The sequence below is a fragment of the Thalassotalea sp. SU-HH00458 genome (genome assembly GCF_040362795.1).
In the GTDB taxonomy this organism is placed as follows: Bacteria; Pseudomonadota; Gammaproteobacteria; order Enterobacterales; family Alteromonadaceae; genus Thalassotalea_H; species Thalassotalea_H castellviae.
Genome location: NZ_BAABWW010000005.1, coordinates 167,483 through 185,183 on the forward strand (window position 1 = coordinate 167,483; position 17,701 = coordinate 185,183).

15 protein-coding genes are annotated in these 17,701 nt (G+C 38.8%); 5 read left to right on the forward strand and 10 right to left on the reverse strand.

Translation table 11 applies throughout. From position 1 onward, the window contains the following. Window positions 1-69: 69 nt before the first annotated feature. From ABXH06_RS09550 to ABXH06_RS09590, 9 genes are all read right to left on the reverse strand, one after another. Complete coding sequence (locus tag ABXH06_RS09550) at window positions 70-2,034, reverse strand: polysaccharide biosynthesis protein (RefSeq protein WP_353518092.1); 1,965 nt, start codon at window positions 2,032-2,034, stop codon at window positions 70-72. A 76-nt stretch (window positions 2,035-2,110) separates the two neighbouring features. Next, window positions 2,111-3,295 (reverse strand): DegT/DnrJ/EryC1/StrS family aminotransferase, encoded by a 1,185-nt coding sequence (locus ABXH06_RS09555; protein WP_353518093.1) that lies wholly within the window; start codon window positions 3,293-3,295, stop codon window positions 2,111-2,113. A gap of 8 nt (window positions 3,296-3,303) precedes the next feature. After that, window positions 3,304-3,927: an acetyltransferase gene (locus tag ABXH06_RS09560; protein ID WP_353518094.1), complete on the reverse strand. Its 624-nt coding sequence runs from the start codon at window positions 3,925-3,927 to the stop codon at window positions 3,304-3,306. A 24-nt stretch (window positions 3,928-3,951) separates the two neighbouring features. After that, window positions 3,952-4,548: a sugar transferase gene (locus ABXH06_RS09565; RefSeq protein WP_311581540.1), complete on the reverse strand. Its 597-nt coding sequence runs from the start codon at window positions 4,546-4,548 to the stop codon at window positions 3,952-3,954. A gap of 1 nt (window position 4,549) precedes the next feature. Beyond that, window positions 4,550-5,743: a glycosyltransferase gene (locus tag ABXH06_RS09570; RefSeq protein WP_353518095.1), complete on the reverse strand. Its 1,194-nt coding sequence runs from the start codon at window positions 5,741-5,743 to the stop codon at window positions 4,550-4,552. 4 nt (window positions 5,744-5,747) lie between these two features. After that, on the reverse strand, window positions 5,748-7,100 hold the full coding sequence (gene wzy, locus ABXH06_RS09575) for an O-antigen polysaccharide polymerase Wzy (protein ID WP_353518096.1): 1,353 nt from the start codon (window positions 7,098-7,100) through the stop codon (window positions 5,748-5,750). Further along, complete coding sequence (locus ABXH06_RS09580) at window positions 7,084-8,184, reverse strand: glycosyltransferase (RefSeq protein WP_353518097.1); 1,101 nt, start codon at window positions 8,182-8,184, stop codon at window positions 7,084-7,086. Before ABXH06_RS09580 ends, wzy begins: the two co-directional genes overlap by 17 nt. Beyond that, a complete protein-coding gene (locus tag ABXH06_RS09585; protein WP_353518098.1) occupies window positions 8,181-9,455 on the reverse strand; it encodes a lipopolysaccharide biosynthesis protein in 1,275 nt (424 codons plus the stop codon). The genes ABXH06_RS09580 and ABXH06_RS09585 overlap by 4 nt, the downstream gene beginning before the upstream one ends. Before the next feature lie 57 nt (window positions 9,456-9,512). After that, window positions 9,513-10,631: a glycosyltransferase family 4 protein gene (locus ABXH06_RS09590; RefSeq protein ID WP_353518099.1), complete on the reverse strand. Its 1,119-nt coding sequence runs from the start codon at window positions 10,629-10,631 to the stop codon at window positions 9,513-9,515. Between the two features lie 286 nt (window positions 10,632-10,917). Here ABXH06_RS09590 and ABXH06_RS09595 point away from each other — a divergent pair, with 286 nt between their 5' ends. Together ABXH06_RS09595 and ABXH06_RS09600 are read left to right on the forward strand one after the other, a co-directional pair. Further along, the gene (locus tag ABXH06_RS09595; protein ID WP_353518100.1) at window positions 10,918-13,095 is read left to right on the forward strand and encodes a TonB-dependent receptor family protein; all 2,178 of its coding nucleotides are present in this window, start codon (window positions 10,918-10,920) and stop codon (window positions 13,093-13,095) included. 117 nt (window positions 13,096-13,212) lie between these two features. Then, window positions 13,213-14,046 carry a mechanosensitive ion channel family protein gene (locus ABXH06_RS09600; protein WP_353518101.1) on the forward strand — a complete coding sequence of 278 codons (834 nt, stop codon included), beginning with the start codon at window positions 13,213-13,215 and terminating at the stop codon, window positions 14,044-14,046. 54 nt (window positions 14,047-14,100) lie between these two features. Here ABXH06_RS09600 and ABXH06_RS09605 read toward each other — a convergent pair whose 3' ends face one another. Then, the gene (locus tag ABXH06_RS09605; RefSeq protein ID WP_353518102.1) at window positions 14,101-14,967 is read right to left on the reverse strand and encodes an AraC family transcriptional regulator; all 867 of its coding nucleotides are present in this window, start codon (window positions 14,965-14,967) and stop codon (window positions 14,101-14,103) included. A gap of 165 nt (window positions 14,968-15,132) precedes the next feature. On the opposite strand from ABXH06_RS09605, the gene ABXH06_RS09610 reads away from it, so the two are divergent. The 3 genes from ABXH06_RS09610 (at window position 15,133) to ABXH06_RS09620 (ending at window position 17,665) form a co-directional block, all read left to right on the forward strand. Then, window positions 15,133-16,209: an acyltransferase family protein gene (locus ABXH06_RS09610; protein WP_353518103.1), complete on the forward strand. Its 1,077-nt coding sequence runs from the start codon at window positions 15,133-15,135 to the stop codon at window positions 16,207-16,209. 199 nt (window positions 16,210-16,408) lie between these two features. After that, window positions 16,409-17,230, forward strand: coding sequence for an MFS transporter (locus tag ABXH06_RS09615; RefSeq protein WP_353518104.1), 822 nt, complete (start codon window positions 16,409-16,411; stop codon window positions 17,228-17,230). Continuing rightward, window positions 17,231-17,665 (forward strand): MFS transporter, encoded by a 435-nt coding sequence (locus ABXH06_RS09620; RefSeq protein WP_353518105.1) that lies wholly within the window; start codon window positions 17,231-17,233, stop codon window positions 17,663-17,665. The last annotated feature ends 36 nt before the right edge of the window (window positions 17,666-17,701 follow it).

Sequence of the window (17,701 nt, forward strand, 5' to 3'; positions counted from 1 at the left end):
GGTGTTTGTTGAGGGATCATCTTGCTAATTCAAACGGAATCAATGTGATAAAAGAAAAGCTCGTTTGAGTTATACGTTAACGTTAACCGTTTTTAGCTCAGGAGCTTTATCTGTTTGATCATCGACTGCTTCGGGAGCGGTAATGGGTGAGTTATCCGTTGCTTTAGTGCTTGGCTCGACGTTGGGCTCTGGATTATAAGCTAACGGCGCATCTAATAGAATTTGTCTTAACTTGTCAGTATCTTCTGCACGCATAGCATCGTTAATATTATTGAGGATCACTTTCACGTCAGGCCAACAAAGAAAGCGTTCATTGGCGGTTAAAATGCGCTCATGACGGGTTGGTTGGGCATGATCATCAATCAGTAATTCTTCATATAGCTTTTCGCCAGGGCGTAAGCCACTGTATTTTAATTCAATATCTCCATCAGGATTGGCTTCATTTTTAATGGTTAATCCCATTAAGTGAGTCATATTCACCGCAAGATCAACAATTTTAACCGGATCACCCATATCTAAAACAAAAACATCACCACCTTTACCCATAGCGCCAGCTTGAATAACTAGCTGGGCTGCTTCAGGAATGGTCATAAAATAGCGAATAATATCTGGATGAGTAATCGTTATTGGGCCACCGGCTTTGATTTGACGTTTAAATAAAGGCACAACCGAGCCAGATGAGCCTAAGACATTACCAAAACGTACCATCACAAAACGCGTATCATGATCACGTGGGGCTAAAGACTGTAATACTAATTCAGCTAAACGTTTTGTGGCGCCCATGACATTAGTAGGTCTCACCGCTTTGTCGGTTGAAATAAGGACGAATGTTTCTACTTCACAAAAAATAGCTGCTTGGGCTACTTCATATGTGCCTAACACATTGTTAGAAATGCCGGCGATGACATTACATTCCACCAAAGGTACATGTTTATATGCGGCAGCATGATAGATAGTTTGTACTTTTTGGGTATGAAAAATGGTGGTCATCAACATGCCGTTTTGCACATTACCGATCAGTGGTATTAATGGAATATCACTGTCAATTTCACGCAGATAAACCGTTAGCTCTTGGTTGATTTCATATAAAAAGGCTTCGCTAACGTCTAATAAAACTAATTTTGCAGGCTTTTGGTGAATAATTTGACGGCATAATTCTTTACCAATAGAGCCACCAGCTCCTGATACCATCACAACTTTGCCGAAAATATTTTCAGATAATAGCTCTGGAATAGGTGCAACAGGCTCTCTGCCTAACAGCTCATCCACCGAGACTTCCCGAAGTTGATCAATTTTTCGTTTGCCCGATACTATATCGGCCATATTGGGGATGGTTAACAGTTCAAGGGCGTAAGGCTCAATGGAAGCAACGATTTCTTTCATCCGCGTTTGGGTCACTTTATCAATCGCGATCAGCACTTTGTATTGGCCAAAACGCTTGACGAGCTTACCGATATCTTTTACCGGATGAATATTGATGCCGGCTAATTCACGGCCATGATATCGGCTTTTTTGGTCGATAAAGGCCAGCGGTTGGTATTGATTGCCTAATGCAAGTGTATTTGCGAGTTGCCTACCGGTGCTGCCGGCACCATAAATCACTACGCCTTCTTTTTCATCAAACCACTTTTCACCTGTGATAATGCCAAACGATGCTCTGGCGCCAGCAATTAAAAAACTGGCGACCGCAAAAAATACGATAGGAACAGAACGAGGAACAAACGCATCAAATACATAACCAGCTAAGACGAAGATGATACTGGCAATAGCAACCAAGGCTATGACTTTCATGGTTGATTTGGCATTAAAATAGCGAATTACCGAGCGGTATGTTCCTGAGAAGTAAAGTAATACCATTGTGCTGAGCGTAACGGTAATAAATACCGATACTTCTGCTTGTGAGACATCAAAATTTGAAACGCCTAAACGTAAAAAATACGCTAGAAAAAACGCAAACCCTACGGCAAAAGCGTCATAAGTTAATGCGATTAGTAATTTTGCTGAGCTAGGAATTAAGTCTATTTTTCTGATCATCTGCAATCGCCTTCAGATCTACGCTTACATGTATTCATTTTTAAATGAATTATTATTATTTTAATATCATAACAGTTTATTTTGACGTGTCTGCTACTTTTGTAAAAATTTCGTTAATTGCCTGACAGCTTGATGCTACTTCTTGTTCGGTTAATGTTGGATGCACTAAAAACATCAAGCTGGTTTCACCTAATTGCTTGGCATTTTCTAATGGCTTTTTAGGTGTAAAGTTTGTATTTTCAAAAGCCTTTTCTAAATATACTTCAGAACAACTACCTGAATAACAAGGGATATTTATTTCATTGAACGCTTCGATAATGCTATCTCTTGACCAAGCAGAGGGTAATTTTTCAGGTTTGATAAAAACATAACATTTGTAAAAAGCATGTTCGATATCGTCTGGAACTTCTGGAACATGAATAAAATCAAACGCTTTACATGCATTGAGCACGTTTTCTGCATATTTTACTCGTGTTTGATGCCATTGTGGCATTCGTGCGGTTTGTATTCGACCAATTGCCGATTGCATTTCAGTTAAGCGCCAATTAGTACCAAAAGACTCATGTAGCCAGCGGTAACCCGGGGGATGGTCTTTTTCATAAACCGCCGCATAAGATTTGCCATGATCTTTAAATGCCCACGCTTGTCGCCATATCTGTTCATTATTGGTGGTTAGCATGCCGCCTTCACCGCCGGTGGTCATGATTTTGTCTTGGCAAAATGACCATGCTCCAATATCACCAATGCTTCCCACGGAACGGCCTTTGTATTTGGCACCATGAGCTTGTGCACAATCTTCAATCACGTAAATGTTGCGTGCTTTGGCAAATGCCATTATCTCGTCCATTTCACAGGGCCAACCCGCTAAATGAACACAAATAATGGCTTTCGTCTGATCGGTTAATACCTGTGCAATTGATTGAGCGGTTATATTTTGTGAATCGAGATCGACATCCGCAAAAACGGGTGTTGCCCCTGCATTGACGATACAGCTGATTGAAGCAATAAAAGTGCGAGAGGTGACAATAACCTCATCCCCTTGGCCGATATTTAAGCTTTGTAAAGCTAAATCTAAAGCCAAAGTGCCATTGGCGACGGCAACGGCGTATTGGCAATCAGCAAAATCAGCAAACTCTTTTTCAAAGTTTCGTCCTTCGTCGCCGGTCCAATAATTCACTTTGTTAGAGCGAAGTACTTTACTGACTGCCGATATTTCTTCTTCAGAAAAACTTGGCCAAGGTGAAAAGGGGGTATTTAACATAAAAAACCTTAACGCTTGTGGGCAATTCGAGCAGGACAACCTACTACAGTAACATTCTCAGGCACATCATTGATAATGACAGTACCAGCGCCAACGATAACATTATCGCCAATTGAGATTTGATGAATAATGCTTGAGCCTATGCCAACCCAGCATTGTTCGCCAATATTAACATCACCTGCTAAATTTACACCCGGTGAAATATGGCTATATTCACCAATGTGATTATCGTGATCAATATTGGATCCAGTGTTGATAATTACGCCATCAGAAATTTTACAGCCTATATTGACACAAGCGTTTGCTACAATTAAAACGCCTTCACCTATTTCAACATGTGCACTCAGTGTTGCTGCAGGCGAAATAAGTGATGTGATAGCAAAGCCTAATGCTTTAAATTCTTTTTGTTTTTTTGATCTGATATCGTTGTTGCCAATGGCAACAAACACAGCATTATAATTTGCAGCATGTTTAATTAAACTTGCTTCATCGCCGACGATATCCCATAAGCCACATTTATTTATGCTTGGGAATGCAGCATCAAAAAAATGAATATTCCAGCCTAGTTGTTCTGCAATATCTGCAGCGACCTTACCATGACCGCCAGCGCCTAAAATGGCTAAATTTTTCATTAATTACTGCCCTTATATTTTTATTTAACTATCTGTGCCGGTGAATTTACTCATTGTAGCTTCCCCTTCGGCACTAATATCTGCTTGGGAAACGACTTTTTTGACGGTTAGCAATAAAATTTTAATGTCTAACCAAAGCGATTGATTATCAACATACCACACGTCTAACTCGAATTTTTCTTCCCAACTAATGGCGTTTCGGCCGTTGACTTGTGCCCAACCAGTAATGCCCGGTTTAACTTCATGGCGGCGTGCTTGTTGAGTTGAATATAATGGTAGGTATTCGACAAGCAATGGTCTTGGCCCAACTAAACTCATGTCACCTTTTAACACACACCACAATCCTGGAAGTTCATCAAGACTGGTTTTTCTGATAAACTGCCCGAAAGGCGTTAACCGCTCTTCGTCGGGCAATAATTGCCCTTGCGCATCTTTATTGTCAGTCATTGAACGGAACTTTAGCATATTAAACGTCTTACCATGTAAGCCTGGGCGAGTTTGTTTAAAAAGGATGGGGCGGCAATTTAAACTGTATAAAATAAGGGCGCACACTAATAAAACCGGTGACAAAAAGAGTAACGCGACCAAGGCTATGAGGACATCCATTAAGCGTTTTAGCATGTTAATTACTTCCTCGTGCTTTGTTGAGATTTGCTTGGTACTGAATTTTTAAATCTTGATAAAACTGCTGACGTTTTGCTGATAAAAATTGATTACCATATTGTTTACTTTTTTCTAAATTTATCATGGATTGTTTAGTCAGTTCATCAAGGTTATTACAGAGTTTGTTTAACACTGAAAAAAGTGCAGTAGCATCATCGGCTGGAACGCATAATTCATCAGGTATTAATTCAGGTATGCCTCCAACAGAAGTGCCAACGCAAGGTAAGCCTTGAGCCATTGCTTCAATAATGGCTCTGGGTAAACCTTCTGTTCGAGAAGGAAGCACAAATAAATCAGCTTGGCGTAAATGGTTGATGACTTCGTTACTTTTTATTTCGCCAACAAAATCGACATTGGCGTTAATAGTTAAGTGTTGCGCGAGTGCTTTTAATTCGGTTAAGTGTTGGCCGGCGCCAATCATGGTTAACCGATAAGTATCATCCGCTTTTACTAACAAAGAAAATGCCTGTAATAATATATCTGGCGCTTTATACATTTGCTCTAATGAACCGACAAAAACAAGTTTTCTGGCTACTTGCTGATACTTACGGGGCGTGTCGACTATCTGACTTTCATCTAACATAATCGACGAATAAAAGCTGGTAATGGTATTAATACCCGGAGGATAACGTTGTTGTAAATAACATTCTGTAACGTAACTTGCCCCTAAAGCATGCTGACATTGCTTTTGTAATGTGCGTTTGCTGAACATTTTTAACCATGGCGCTGCTAGTTTTCCACCAACACCTGTAGAAAAAACATCATAGGGATCACCAATGACTTCGACAGCATACGGCTGATTTTTTTTCAGCAAGTAAGTAGCAATCGTGGCGGTTTGAGAAGGTACCCGAAATAACAATAACCCGTCTAATTTTATCACCGCTAACAAAGACTTAATTAAACGTGGTAGCGCAATAATCAGTGCTTTTAAACCAATATAATGAGGGAGTGCATGAAAATTGACTTGTTTGCCATTGGCTTGTAGCCAGTCGGGGGAGACTGTTGATACTCGTTTTATTCTTGCGACAACCGTTACTTGTTCAAATACAGCCGCATACCGCATCCAAAAGTCATATTCAAAAGAAGAAGGCGTCCAAACTTTACCGTCAGGGGTTTGATAGAATCGAAACTCACAATTTACGATGACATTCATTGGGCTAATTCACTACTCTTATTTTAGCTAATTGAAGGATAATCAAAGCGATGATGATGCCCATGATGGTTTGTACGGGAATAAAGGTAAAACTATTCCTTATCATAATGAATAAAGGGATCAAAGCAACACCAATTAGCGTATCGGCGCGGACCGTTGAAGCTAGGCTGTCAAATTTCGCTAAACTGATCCCTAAGATAAAGGCGATGAATATAATGCCTTTTTCACCAAAATTTAAATATGCTTCTGCGACGGGTGAAAAACCAATAGGTCCTGCTTTTTCTTGAACGACTACATTGAGCAAGCGTTTGTCTTTTTTCGCTGGCGGTCGTTCAATCGGTAGAAATAATGCTAATTGGCGTTCAAAGGGGGCCCAATAACTTGCACCGTATAATAATTTAAACCCTTCATTTCGCCATTTCACCACTTCTTGTACAGTTCTTAAGCTACTGCCCATTTCTGCTAGCGCGTTTAGCGGATTCATGTTATCAATTTTTGAATAATCACCTGATAAACGGGCATTTTTGACAATAACAATGGCGATTAACATGATAAAAATCATGATCGATAATTTGAAAGTGCCTATGGGGATTTTTCGTCGACCTAAAATGGCTGCTGCAACGCAGGTTGGGAACATTACTTCACCACGTAAACCAACTTTAAACGCGATCACTGCCCATATTGCAAACGCGAGAAAGTAAAAATAGCCAAAGCCTGGGCGATAAGACACCGCCACGAATACTACCGCCATTCCCATAAATAAATAGATATATACAAACATTAATGTCACGAAAGGCGATTGATTGATTACGGTTAAATAAGCGGTATAAGATTGTAATGCGCCCGTAGCAAAGCCCACTAATAAGAAAGTAGTGATCATAAATAATAACAAAGCGCCGCCAATATGATGAAAGCGTTTGATTAAGCGCAGATCTAAGGTGTCATGTGTGGCAGTCGCCTTTTTTGAGAAAGAAATCGCCGTTAGCGCATATATCAGCATAGTAAAGTTCATTAGGTAGATGGCATATACCGTTTCATTACGATGAAACCAAAAACTAATGGAATAGAGAATATCTTTATCGGTGATCAAGCCAATAGCAGAAACAAAAACTAAGCCGCCATGAAAAATACTAAATGCCGAGAAAAAGATAAAACAAATTGACCAAATTCCTTTAGGTAAAGCATAGGCAAGCAGTGCACTTAATATCAGCCAGTTAAATAGCGAGAATAATTCAAGTTCTTCTCGGGTAAAAATAATGGCCTGCCAAAACGACGTTAACAGAATAATGGTCATCATTACGATAATAATGATGGAGCATACTTTTAATAAAGACTGCCGTTCACTGGTATATGGCATAAAGCGCTTCAACACATTGATTTAAGTTAAACGAACTATCTTTAAAGGTGTTATGGTGCTTTTCTCGCTCATTTTTGTGACTTGTAACTGCACTGTGTAATGCTTCACACCACAGTGTTATTGGCTGCTCAACTGACAAATAATGTACGCACGGGAGTTGTTGGGCAATTTCAATCACGCCAGGTAAGTCATTCGCCACTACCGGCAAACCTACTGAAGCGGCTTCAATTACTGCACCGGGTAAGCCTTCCCATAATGAAGGAAAAAGCATAACATCAGCATGGGTTAGAAAGTCGTAAACGTTAGGTTGCACATCGAGAAATACCACGTAATCTAAACAATGATGCTCTTGAGAGAGCGTGATGATCTCTTGCTCGATTTTGTCGTCTTTTTTACCGAGTAACGCTAAATTAATAGGTCCGTATTGTTCGATATATGCCGCCAGAACACGGATCATAAACAGGTGATTTTTTTGCTCAACCATACGGGCGACATTGAGTATAACAGGCTCATGATTGGTTATGTTATTTTCTTGCCAAAAAGTAGCTTTTGTTTCTAGTAATGCCTGATGACTTAATCCGTTATAGATGGTTTGACAACGAGGGTCTAGCTGCCAGTCTGGTCGCCAAAAAATAGACAGAGCAGCATTACAAACACCTAAAATATTGGTGGCAAATCGATCAATCAAACCATGTAACAAACGGTTTCGCCATTTGCGAATAAATGAAGTGTTTGCTGCATCATGGGTATTTCTAAAATGAGCAATACGCTGCGGAACCCCTCCAAGCCAAGCCAAAAATAAGATAAACCCTGACACCATTGCTACGTGAGAATGCACAACTTCAAATTGATGCTGGCGTAATAATCGAACAAACTTTATCGGAAAAAGTAGCCCCAATCGGCATAAATGCACTTCACTGCCAGCCGCTTTGATCTCATTGTCGAGTAATCCTTGTTCGCCTGATAATGAACAAAACTCTATATCTATGCCTTTATCAGATAATGGCTGTAAGGTAGCAAGGGTTCTAAGCTCAGCGCCCCCTCTGTCCATTTTTCCGAAAATATGCAGAACTTTTTTATTCATGAATGCGCCTTGGGTTGGTTGATTTTTTTCCACTGAACAAAAAATGTGACACACATAATGAGCATTTCTACGCCACAAGCAATGATCATCGCAATAGCGGCTCCGATAGTGCCCATGGTTGGTACTAAAAATAAACATGAAATCAACAAGGCTAAACTGCCTGAACCATATACAAAGGCTTGTCGATTAAAGCACTTTAATGCGTTTAACGCTGAGCCTAAAAAGGTGTAACTATACCGGATCATACTGGCAATAATGATGAGTTTTAATTCGTCAGTCAGTAAAGCGATGGTTTGATTATAAATGATGGTGAGTAGCCATTCGCCAATAAAATGCGCAAAGACTAAACCGATTAACCCGATACCTGCACCAGTTAACATCAGTAATTGCGTGGTTTTCATAAAAGCTTGAAATTTTCTTTGGTGAAATAAATGAGACAATTTCGGCGTGACTGCTTGCGAAAGGCTATGAATTAAAATACCACCGGCAACGAGAAAATAGCTAATAGCGGCGAAATGCCCAACGCTTTGTGTGCCATGAAAATACTCTAAAGTATAATTGGGAATATAAACAAACATCGCGCTAAATAAAATTGACACACTAATGGGCCAATATTTTTTGTAGATCACGAGAGAGGCAAATATAGCTTCTTTATGTTGACAGGTTGACCATAAAATAAAGGAACGGTGTTCTTTGTCGGCAATCGTTTTTTTCACTGTGTACACATCAATAATGGAGAAAACAACAGTGGTAATCGCCCATGTAAAGAACGTAAAGTGAATGTCATTAGATATCAGCGAAGCGGCTAGCAACAAGGTAATGGTAAAAATACTGCGGGTGGTTTGTGAAAGTGCGGCTTGTTTATATTGTTGTTGTTTATGTAAATAGCTATAACAAAGTTCAGACGTGCCATCGCCTATTTTAAAAAAAATCACCGACGAAATAATGCTGGCGTAAACATTTGAAAGCAGCCAAGGCGAAAGTAACACTAAGAGAATAACGGCAATCGTTTGTGCAAAAAATCGCGCATGTAAGTATTGCTCAAAATAACGTTCATTGTGGTAGTCGGTAACGACTAATGTTCTTAATTTAAAGCTAAACAATAAGAATATTGGGGTAACAATTGATAGTGTAAGTACTAACTGACCTAAAATTAAATCATTAAATTGCTTGACGATTATGATCAACAAAAGCCACTGTGCTGACGCTTGAGCAATATTAGCCATGGTAGTTAAGCTGGCATCTTTGAGGGTGTTTACTTTACTGATCATAGTTCGGCATTATTCACTGGTTTATACGCCATTCACGTTTAAATAACATTAATGTGATCACTTTAATCCTAATGTTTGATAAAAATGCATAAATTCGTTGACGAGTATTTTTTCGTCGAAAGATTCTTCAATTCTCTCTCGACACCTTTTTCTCATTTCGTTTAACTTGTCTGGATTGTCAATGAATGACTGCATTGCCGTTGCAATGGCTTGTGGATCTTTGACTGGGTGCAAAATTCCCGTGCCATTATGTTCCACCGCATCGGATAACCCATATATATTTGAGGCTAGTGCAGGAAGTTGGCAGGAAGCTGCTTCAATAATAACATTGCCAAAACCTTCTCTATGGCTTGGTAAACATAAAACATCAGCAAAAGCATAGTAATCTTCGGCATTTGGGGTAAAGCCTAAATAATGAAGATTGGCGATTTGATTAAATTGTTCGCTTAAATTTTCTTCGTCTGATCCTAAAATGAATAGTTTCACTTTGTCATCATGATTGATCTGCTGAAATGCAGCTAATAGTTCAGGTACGCCTTTGTCTTTTTTTAACCTGCCGACAAACATAAAGACAAAGTCATCATCAGCAATATGGTGCTTAATCCTTAACTGCGTTCTATTTTCTTGTGAGAAGCGATATTTTTCAATATTTACCCCAGAAATTGAACCCGAAGCTAATACGCTACATTGTTTGTCGGTTAACAGTTTTTCTTTCAGTAAAAAGGCTTTTTGCGAAGGGCTATCAATTAAACAATAAGTGGCTAACCTTGCCGTAATACGATCTAAAGTTTTCAGTACTGCGCGAGCAACGCCTTGTTTGGTCGCCCACACTTGGCCTGTGAAGGTATGAAGCCGTATAGGAACACGTGCCATAAAGGCACTGAGTTGCGTGAGTAGCCCTGCTTTTGGCGTAAACGAATGAACTAATTCATAGCGCTCTTTTTTGAACAAACGGTAAAGTACAGCCAACGATTTTAAATCAGCAAAGATTTTAGGATCACGTTGAATATTAACCTTGTGAACAGTGATTTTACTATCAAGCCCTCTAATTGATTGGTCATCCTGTAATGAAGTAATGATGTGTATGTCATGATGAATCGATAACGCTTTAATATAAGCCAGTAAAAACGCACTGATAGTTTCAGGTGCTGCAGTAATAAAAGCTATTTTGCTCATGGAAGGCTCGTAATCAATTTAATTGTGGACAAGGGCGTTCCACTTATTCTTTTTTTAGATAATCTATCAAGCAATTGTCTTTAAATAAACAAGCATCTCGGTATATATGATAATTAATTGCTTTTACTCGACTTTATCAATTTTGCTTATCTTCTTTAATTATGCGCGAGATCAAAGAATAAGGATTGTATAAGTAAAACTAATGGTAATGATATTGATTCTCATTTGTTATTGTGTTTAAATGCGCGCAATTAATCTTTACTGACTTTTTATCAAGGTTTACTTCATGCGCTTTTCAAAAAACTTTAAACCCGCTATGTTGTCTTTAGCGGTTGTTTCCGCATTCTCCTCGGTTGCTTTTGCTGGTGATAATGATGACATGGAACATTTGACTATTTTTGGTTCAGATACTGCCATTAATGATATTCCAGGTAGTGCACACGTTATTTCTACCGATGAACTAGAAAAGTTTGATTTTACTGACATTATGCGCACGCTTACCGCAGTACCAGGTGTTTACGTTCTCGAAGAAGATGGCTATGGTCTTCGTCCAAATATTGGTATGCGTGGCACAGGACAAAACAGAAGTGAAAAAGTCACGATTATGGAAGACGGTGTTTTAGCGGCGCCAGCACCATACGCAGCCCCTTCTGCGTATTATTTTCCGACAGTTGGTCGTATGGAGCAATTAGAAATTCTTAAAGGGACATCAAGTGCTATGTATGGCCCTCGTACTACCGGTGGCGTTATTAATATGCTATCGCGTCAAATTCCTGAAGAAGCATTAGCTGGCAAATTATCTTTAAGTGCTGGTGAAGATGGCTACGGTAAAGTACATGGTGTTGTTGGTGGCTCAGGAAAAAATGTCGCGACAGTTTTTGAGGTGTTTCGTTATCAAGCTGACGGATTTAAAGATATTAATCATAGCGACGCAGCAACTGGATTTATTAAAAATGACCTGTTAGCGAAAGTACTTGTTCACAGTGATAATGATGCTAAATATTATCAAGAGCTAGAGTTTAAAGTGAAATATTCTGATGAAGATTCAGATGAAACTTATATGGGATTAACGCAAGGTGATTTTGAAGCAAATCCATATACTCGTTATTCGGCATCGCAATTAGATAATATGAGCACTGAACATAAACAATTGCAGATTAATCATCATATTAAATTATCTGACCGTTTTACCTTAGGAAGTTCAGCCTACTACAATGACTTCAGCCGAAACTGGTATAAAACCAGTAAAGTCAACGGTGACAGTTTAGGTAGTGGTGGTATTGAAGCGGCGGCGGCATTTGATGCCGGAACATTTGAAGAAAGTGCGATGACAGTAGATATAAAAGCAAATAGTCGTGCTTATTTATCGAAAGGAATTCAAACAACGCTTGATGCCGACTTTGGTGATCATCAGGTGAAGTTTGGTGCACGATATCACGAAGATGAAATGGACCGTTTTCAATGGGTAGATAAGTATTTGATCGATGCTACCTTCACCATGTCACAAACTAGCGCTGGCGCACCGGGTACAGATTCTAACCGTGTCGATAGTGCTCAAGCCTTAGCATTATTTGTTCATGACGAAGTGACGTTAGGTGATTTCATCATAAATGCGGGTTTACGTTATGAAGATATGACCATTGAACGTCATGATTGGGGTAAATCAGACAGTGGCCGTACTTTAACACCAAGCCATAAGGAAAATAATGTTGATGTGTTATTACCTTCTGTGGCGGTTTCATATCGCGTTAACGATGAATTAATTATCTTAGGTGGTGTGCAAAAAGGTTTTGCGCCACCTGCGCCAGGCAATGAAGACACAGACAATGAAGAAAGTTTTAACTACGAGTTAGGCCTGCGTTATAACCAAGCTGGATTTAATGGTGAGGCGTTATGGTTTGTCTCTGATTATGACAACATGCACGGTAATTGTACGGCGAGCCAAGGTTGTGATGATGATAATATTGGTAATCAATACAATGCCGGTGAAGTAGAAGTTTCAGGTTTAGAAGTGAAAGCTGGATACGAATTTGCCTCGAATAATGTCATTATTCCGGTGGATTTAACCTATACCTTTACACAAACTGAATTTAAAAATGACTTCTCATCACAGTTAGAAACATGGGGCGATGTTATCGCTGGTGATGAATTACCCTATGTGCCTGAAAATCAATTGCAACTAACGGTTGGTGTTGTCGGTGATCATTGGCGCAGTCATGTTTTAGTACGTTATACCGATGAAGTTCGTACCGTGGCAGGTCAAGGGAATGCTTTATTAACTGACCGTATCGACAGTCGTACTGTGGTTGATTTTTCAACACAATACATGTTAGCTGAAAATCAAAAAATCACTTTAAATATCGATAATTTATTGGATGAAGAATACGTATCAACGAAAACCCATGGCTCTATTATGGTGGGTAAACCAAGAAGTTTAACTTTAGGCTACCAGTATAGTTTCTAAACAACTTTAAGTGATTAAGAATTCAAAAAGCGAACATTATGTTCGCTTTTTTAGTTTATTAATCAGTAAGTAATCACTACACTATTTTTAACTTCACTGCATAGGAATTACTAAATTATGGAACAATCGACAGAAAAAATTGAGCATTACCTTAACATTGTTAGCGAAATGGCAGTGCAATGGGGTGGGAAATTATTGATGGCGTTAGTGGTCTTTTTTATTGGTCTTTGGCTTATTAAAAAGGTCCTCAAGGTGTTTGAAAAAGGCATGAAGAAAAAGAAAGTTGAAGTCACCCTTCATAAATTCTTATTAAGTATTGTCAGTATTATTGCCAAAGCGATTCTCGTTATTGTATTTGCTTCTATGGTGGGGGTTGAAACGGCCTCATTGATTGCGGTATTAGGTGCTGCAGGTCTAGCCATCGGTTTAGCATTACAAGGAAGCTTAGCGAATTTTGCTGGTGGTATTCTTATCCTACTTTTCAAGCCATTTAAAGCGGGCGATGTGATTGAAGCGCAAGGCTTTGTCGGCAAAGTAGTTGAAATTCAGATCTTTAATACCATTTTACGCACACTTGATAATCAACGAGTAATCATCCCTAACGCATTATTGTCTAATGGATGTGTGAAAAATATTTTTGCTGAAGAAACGCGACGCGTTGATTTAACGTTTGGCATTAGTTATCAAGATGATATTGCTAAAGTTAAAGGTATTTTAGCGAAAATAGTGGATGACAACGACATGATTTTAAAAGAGCCGGGTGCTGATATCTTTGTCTCAGCGCATGCCGATAGTTCAATTAATTTTTTAGTTCGTCCTTGGGTGAAATCTGATAATTATTGGCCTGTTTATTTCGGTATGATGGAAGAGGTGAAACTTGCCTTTGATCGTGAAAACATCACTATTCCATTTCCACAAAGAGATGTGCATCTTATCCAAGCCAAAGGGTAATACCTCGAAATAAAGCGATAAAGGGGTCTCTTTATCGCTTTATCACATACCGTTTTAGACAGGTTTTCCCGCATAAATTTGTCGAAATTCCTTAGGTCTCATCCCTTTAAATTGTAAAAATCGTCGATTAAAGTTCGCAATATTATTAAAGCCACAAGTGTCACTGATTGTGGCAATAGGGCGTTGTGAGTTAATTAATAATGAACAGGCTTTACTAATGCGTAATTGATTAACCACTTCAGTGAAGGTTTGCTCAGTTCTTTGTTTAAAAAACCGATGAAAATGATTGGTACTCATATGTATTAAGCTGGCAACTTTAGCTGCTGGTAATTTACCTGTGTAATTTTCATGAATATAACGGATCACTTTATCGAGTTTATCGGTAGAAGCATCTGAGGTGACGGAAACATTGTAACCATTACTCGATAACACTTTTTTGTCTTTATCATCCAGCATTAACTGAAAAATTTCCAGTAAACCGATAAAGCGTTGCGAAGCATTGGCCTGTTGCATTTTTGCGAATATTTTTGCTGATTTTTTGACGGTATCTTCACTAAATTTTATCCCCCTTCGAGAGAGTTCAAGTAATGGTTTAAAGTCTGCTAAATCGGGTATACTTAGCATTAAGTTCTCAAGCCAACGAACGGGGATTTGCGCAACAAATACTTTTTGAGGCTTACCGATTACCGCTGGCGATGAAGACCATGTATGCGGTAAGTGGGGGCCTAAAAACGCCATATCTAACTCGTGATAATTTTCGATATTATCACCGACATATCGCTGTCCCTGACTATTTAGAGTTAAAGCAATTTCATATTCAGGGTGATAATGCCAATTAAACTCAATGTTATCGAGTTTGTATAACCAATACCGCCAAGATGAATTTTCTGAGGGTAAGATTTTTTCAAACATTAACTTCATAGCAAGCACTCTTATTATTGTTGATAGAAAAGTATCATAAAGTGAGAGAAAAGTTTATCTGTTAATAACAGGCCTATAGCAGAATAACCTATTCATTCCCTTAATCTCATGGCATTAATTTCGCTCACAGGTGAGTAAGGTGATAATTATCAATAGGAAATTACTATGCAACGTTATTTAGCGTTAGATGCCTTACGCGGTTTAACCATTGCTTTAATGATATTAGTGAATACCCCAGGTTCATGGGAATTTGTTTATGCTCCTTTATTGCATGCGAGCTGGCATGGTATTACCCCAACGGACTTAGTGTTTCCTTTCTTTCTCTTTATTGTTGGCTCAGCCATGTATTTCGCGTTTAAAAAGCAAGATTATATCCTTGATATTGACGCTGGAATTAAAATTATCAAACGTGGCATTATCATGTTCTTAATTGGTTTAGCGTTAAATGCTTACCCATTTACCAGTTCGATTGAATCGTTGCGCATTATGGGGGTGTTACAACGCATTGGTATTGCCTACATCTTTGCTGCTTTTATTGTTTTGACGTTTAAACGACAACAAATGTTAGTGCTTTCTTGCCTTATTTTAGTGGCATATCATTTTATTTTAACGCTGGCAGGAGACGGGGCTTATCGTCTTGAAATGAATATAGTGCGAGAATTTGATCTTTTCATTCTTGGTGCAGAGCATATGTACAGCGGTTTTGGCGTCGCTTTTGATCCCGAAGGGTTATTAAGTACTTTACCTTCTATTGTGAGTGTGTTGTTTGGCTTCGAGGTTACACGGCTCATTAGCCAATGTGAAAATAAACAGCAGTCGTTAGTTAAGTTATTGCAATTAGGTGTTATTGCTATTGGACTAGGTTTGATGCTTGATGTTTTCATACCAATTAATAAAGCGTTGTGGACCAGTGCTTATGTTATTTACACCACAGGCTTTGCCTGTTTAGTTTTAGCTCTGTTTGTTTACTTAATTGATTTGAAACGCATTGAAAAACCAATGACACCACTATTTATTTACGGCACAAATCCATTATTTATCTATGTATTATCTTGGGTTTGGGTTGCAAGCTACGGTTTATTTCACGTAGGGGAGCAAGGTTTGCATCAATATATGTTCGCTGGTTTAGCCTCGTTTTTACCTGAAAAGCTAGCGTCGTTTGTTTTTGCCTTGAGTCATGTCGTGCTCTTTGGTTGGATGTCAAAGTGGCTATATGAGCGAAAAATATTTATCAAAATTTAAGCGTTGCTGCGCGATTAATCTTTAGTTTTATTGTGTTTAACCAATAAAGCTGTCGAAGTGCGAAAGACAGTAGAAGTCTTAATAGCATTGAAGCTGAGTAAATTAATTGCTAAATGCCAATACATAGTTTGCAAAATAATATGAGATCACAACAGTCTTTTATCGGCTTGATAAAAAATTTATAGGAATAATAAACAGTATGACAAAGAATGTTTCCGCGCTGATTTTGGTTTTAGTCATTTTTTTTGCCATTTCTTTTATCACCAATATTTTAGGACCTTTATTTCCTTCGTTGGTGAATGATTTTGATCTCAGTTTAGCCGTGGCAGGCTTTCTACCTTTTTCGTTTTTTGCCGCGTATGGTGTCATGTCTATTCCTTCCGGTATGCTCGTTGATAAATATGGCGAAAAACCTGTAATGTTATCTGCCTTTATTATGTCTGCATTCGGCTCCTTTTTATTCGCCTTAACTCCAAGCTTTTTCATGGCAATGGCCTCTTTGTTTTTTATTGGTACTGGCATGGCAATGTTACAAGTGGCTATTAATCCGTTATTAAGAGTTGCTGGTGGCAAAGAGCACTTTGCTTTCTACTCGGTGATGGCGCAATTATTATTTGGTGGTGCTGCGGCCTTAAGTCCTATGGTGTACAGCGTTGTTGTACAAGGAATGGCTAGTGAAGACGTTTCTGGAATATTTGCGTTTTTTCAGGCAAATGTTCCCGCCAAGATGACGTGGCTGTCGATGTATTGGATATTCGCGATTATTTCATTGATGATGTTAGTGTTTATATATCTCATAAAATTGCCGAAGGTAACATTACAAGCCGATGAACAAGTTGGTGCATGGCAAATCTATCAAGGCTTATTTAAAAATAAAACCGTGATATTATTTTTTATTGGCATTGCCGCCTACGTAGGAACTGAGCAAGGTGTTGCTAATGTAATCTCTCTATTTTTATCACAATACCATGGTTTAGACCCGGTGACGGTAGGCGCGAATACCGTTAGTAATTTTTGGTAGATGTTAACTTTAGGCTGTTTTTTGGGGTTAGCGTTAGTGAAAATACTCGATAGTCGGCTAGTACTTAAATTATTTTCTATGGGAGCTATGCTTGCTTTAACCGCGGCTTTATTTGGCACAAGCGATGTGGCGGTATTGGCTTTTCCATTGGTTGGCTTTTTCTTATCAGTGATGTGGTCGGTGATTTTCTCTCTCGCGTTAAATTCTGTACGAGTACATCATGGCTCATTTGCTGGCATCTTATGCACAGGCATCGTTGGTGGAGGTTTAGCTTCGCCATTGATAGGTTTTATTGCGGATCTGTCAGGCGATTTACGTATTGGTATGATCGTTGTGTATCTCACTTTAGGCTATATTTTTTCTATAGGTTTTTGGGCCAAGCCTTTGATCGCCAATAAAACATTACCGATATTTAATCGCAAAGAGAATTGTTAAGTTACTAAATTTTAAATGGATAAAGGTTATTACATG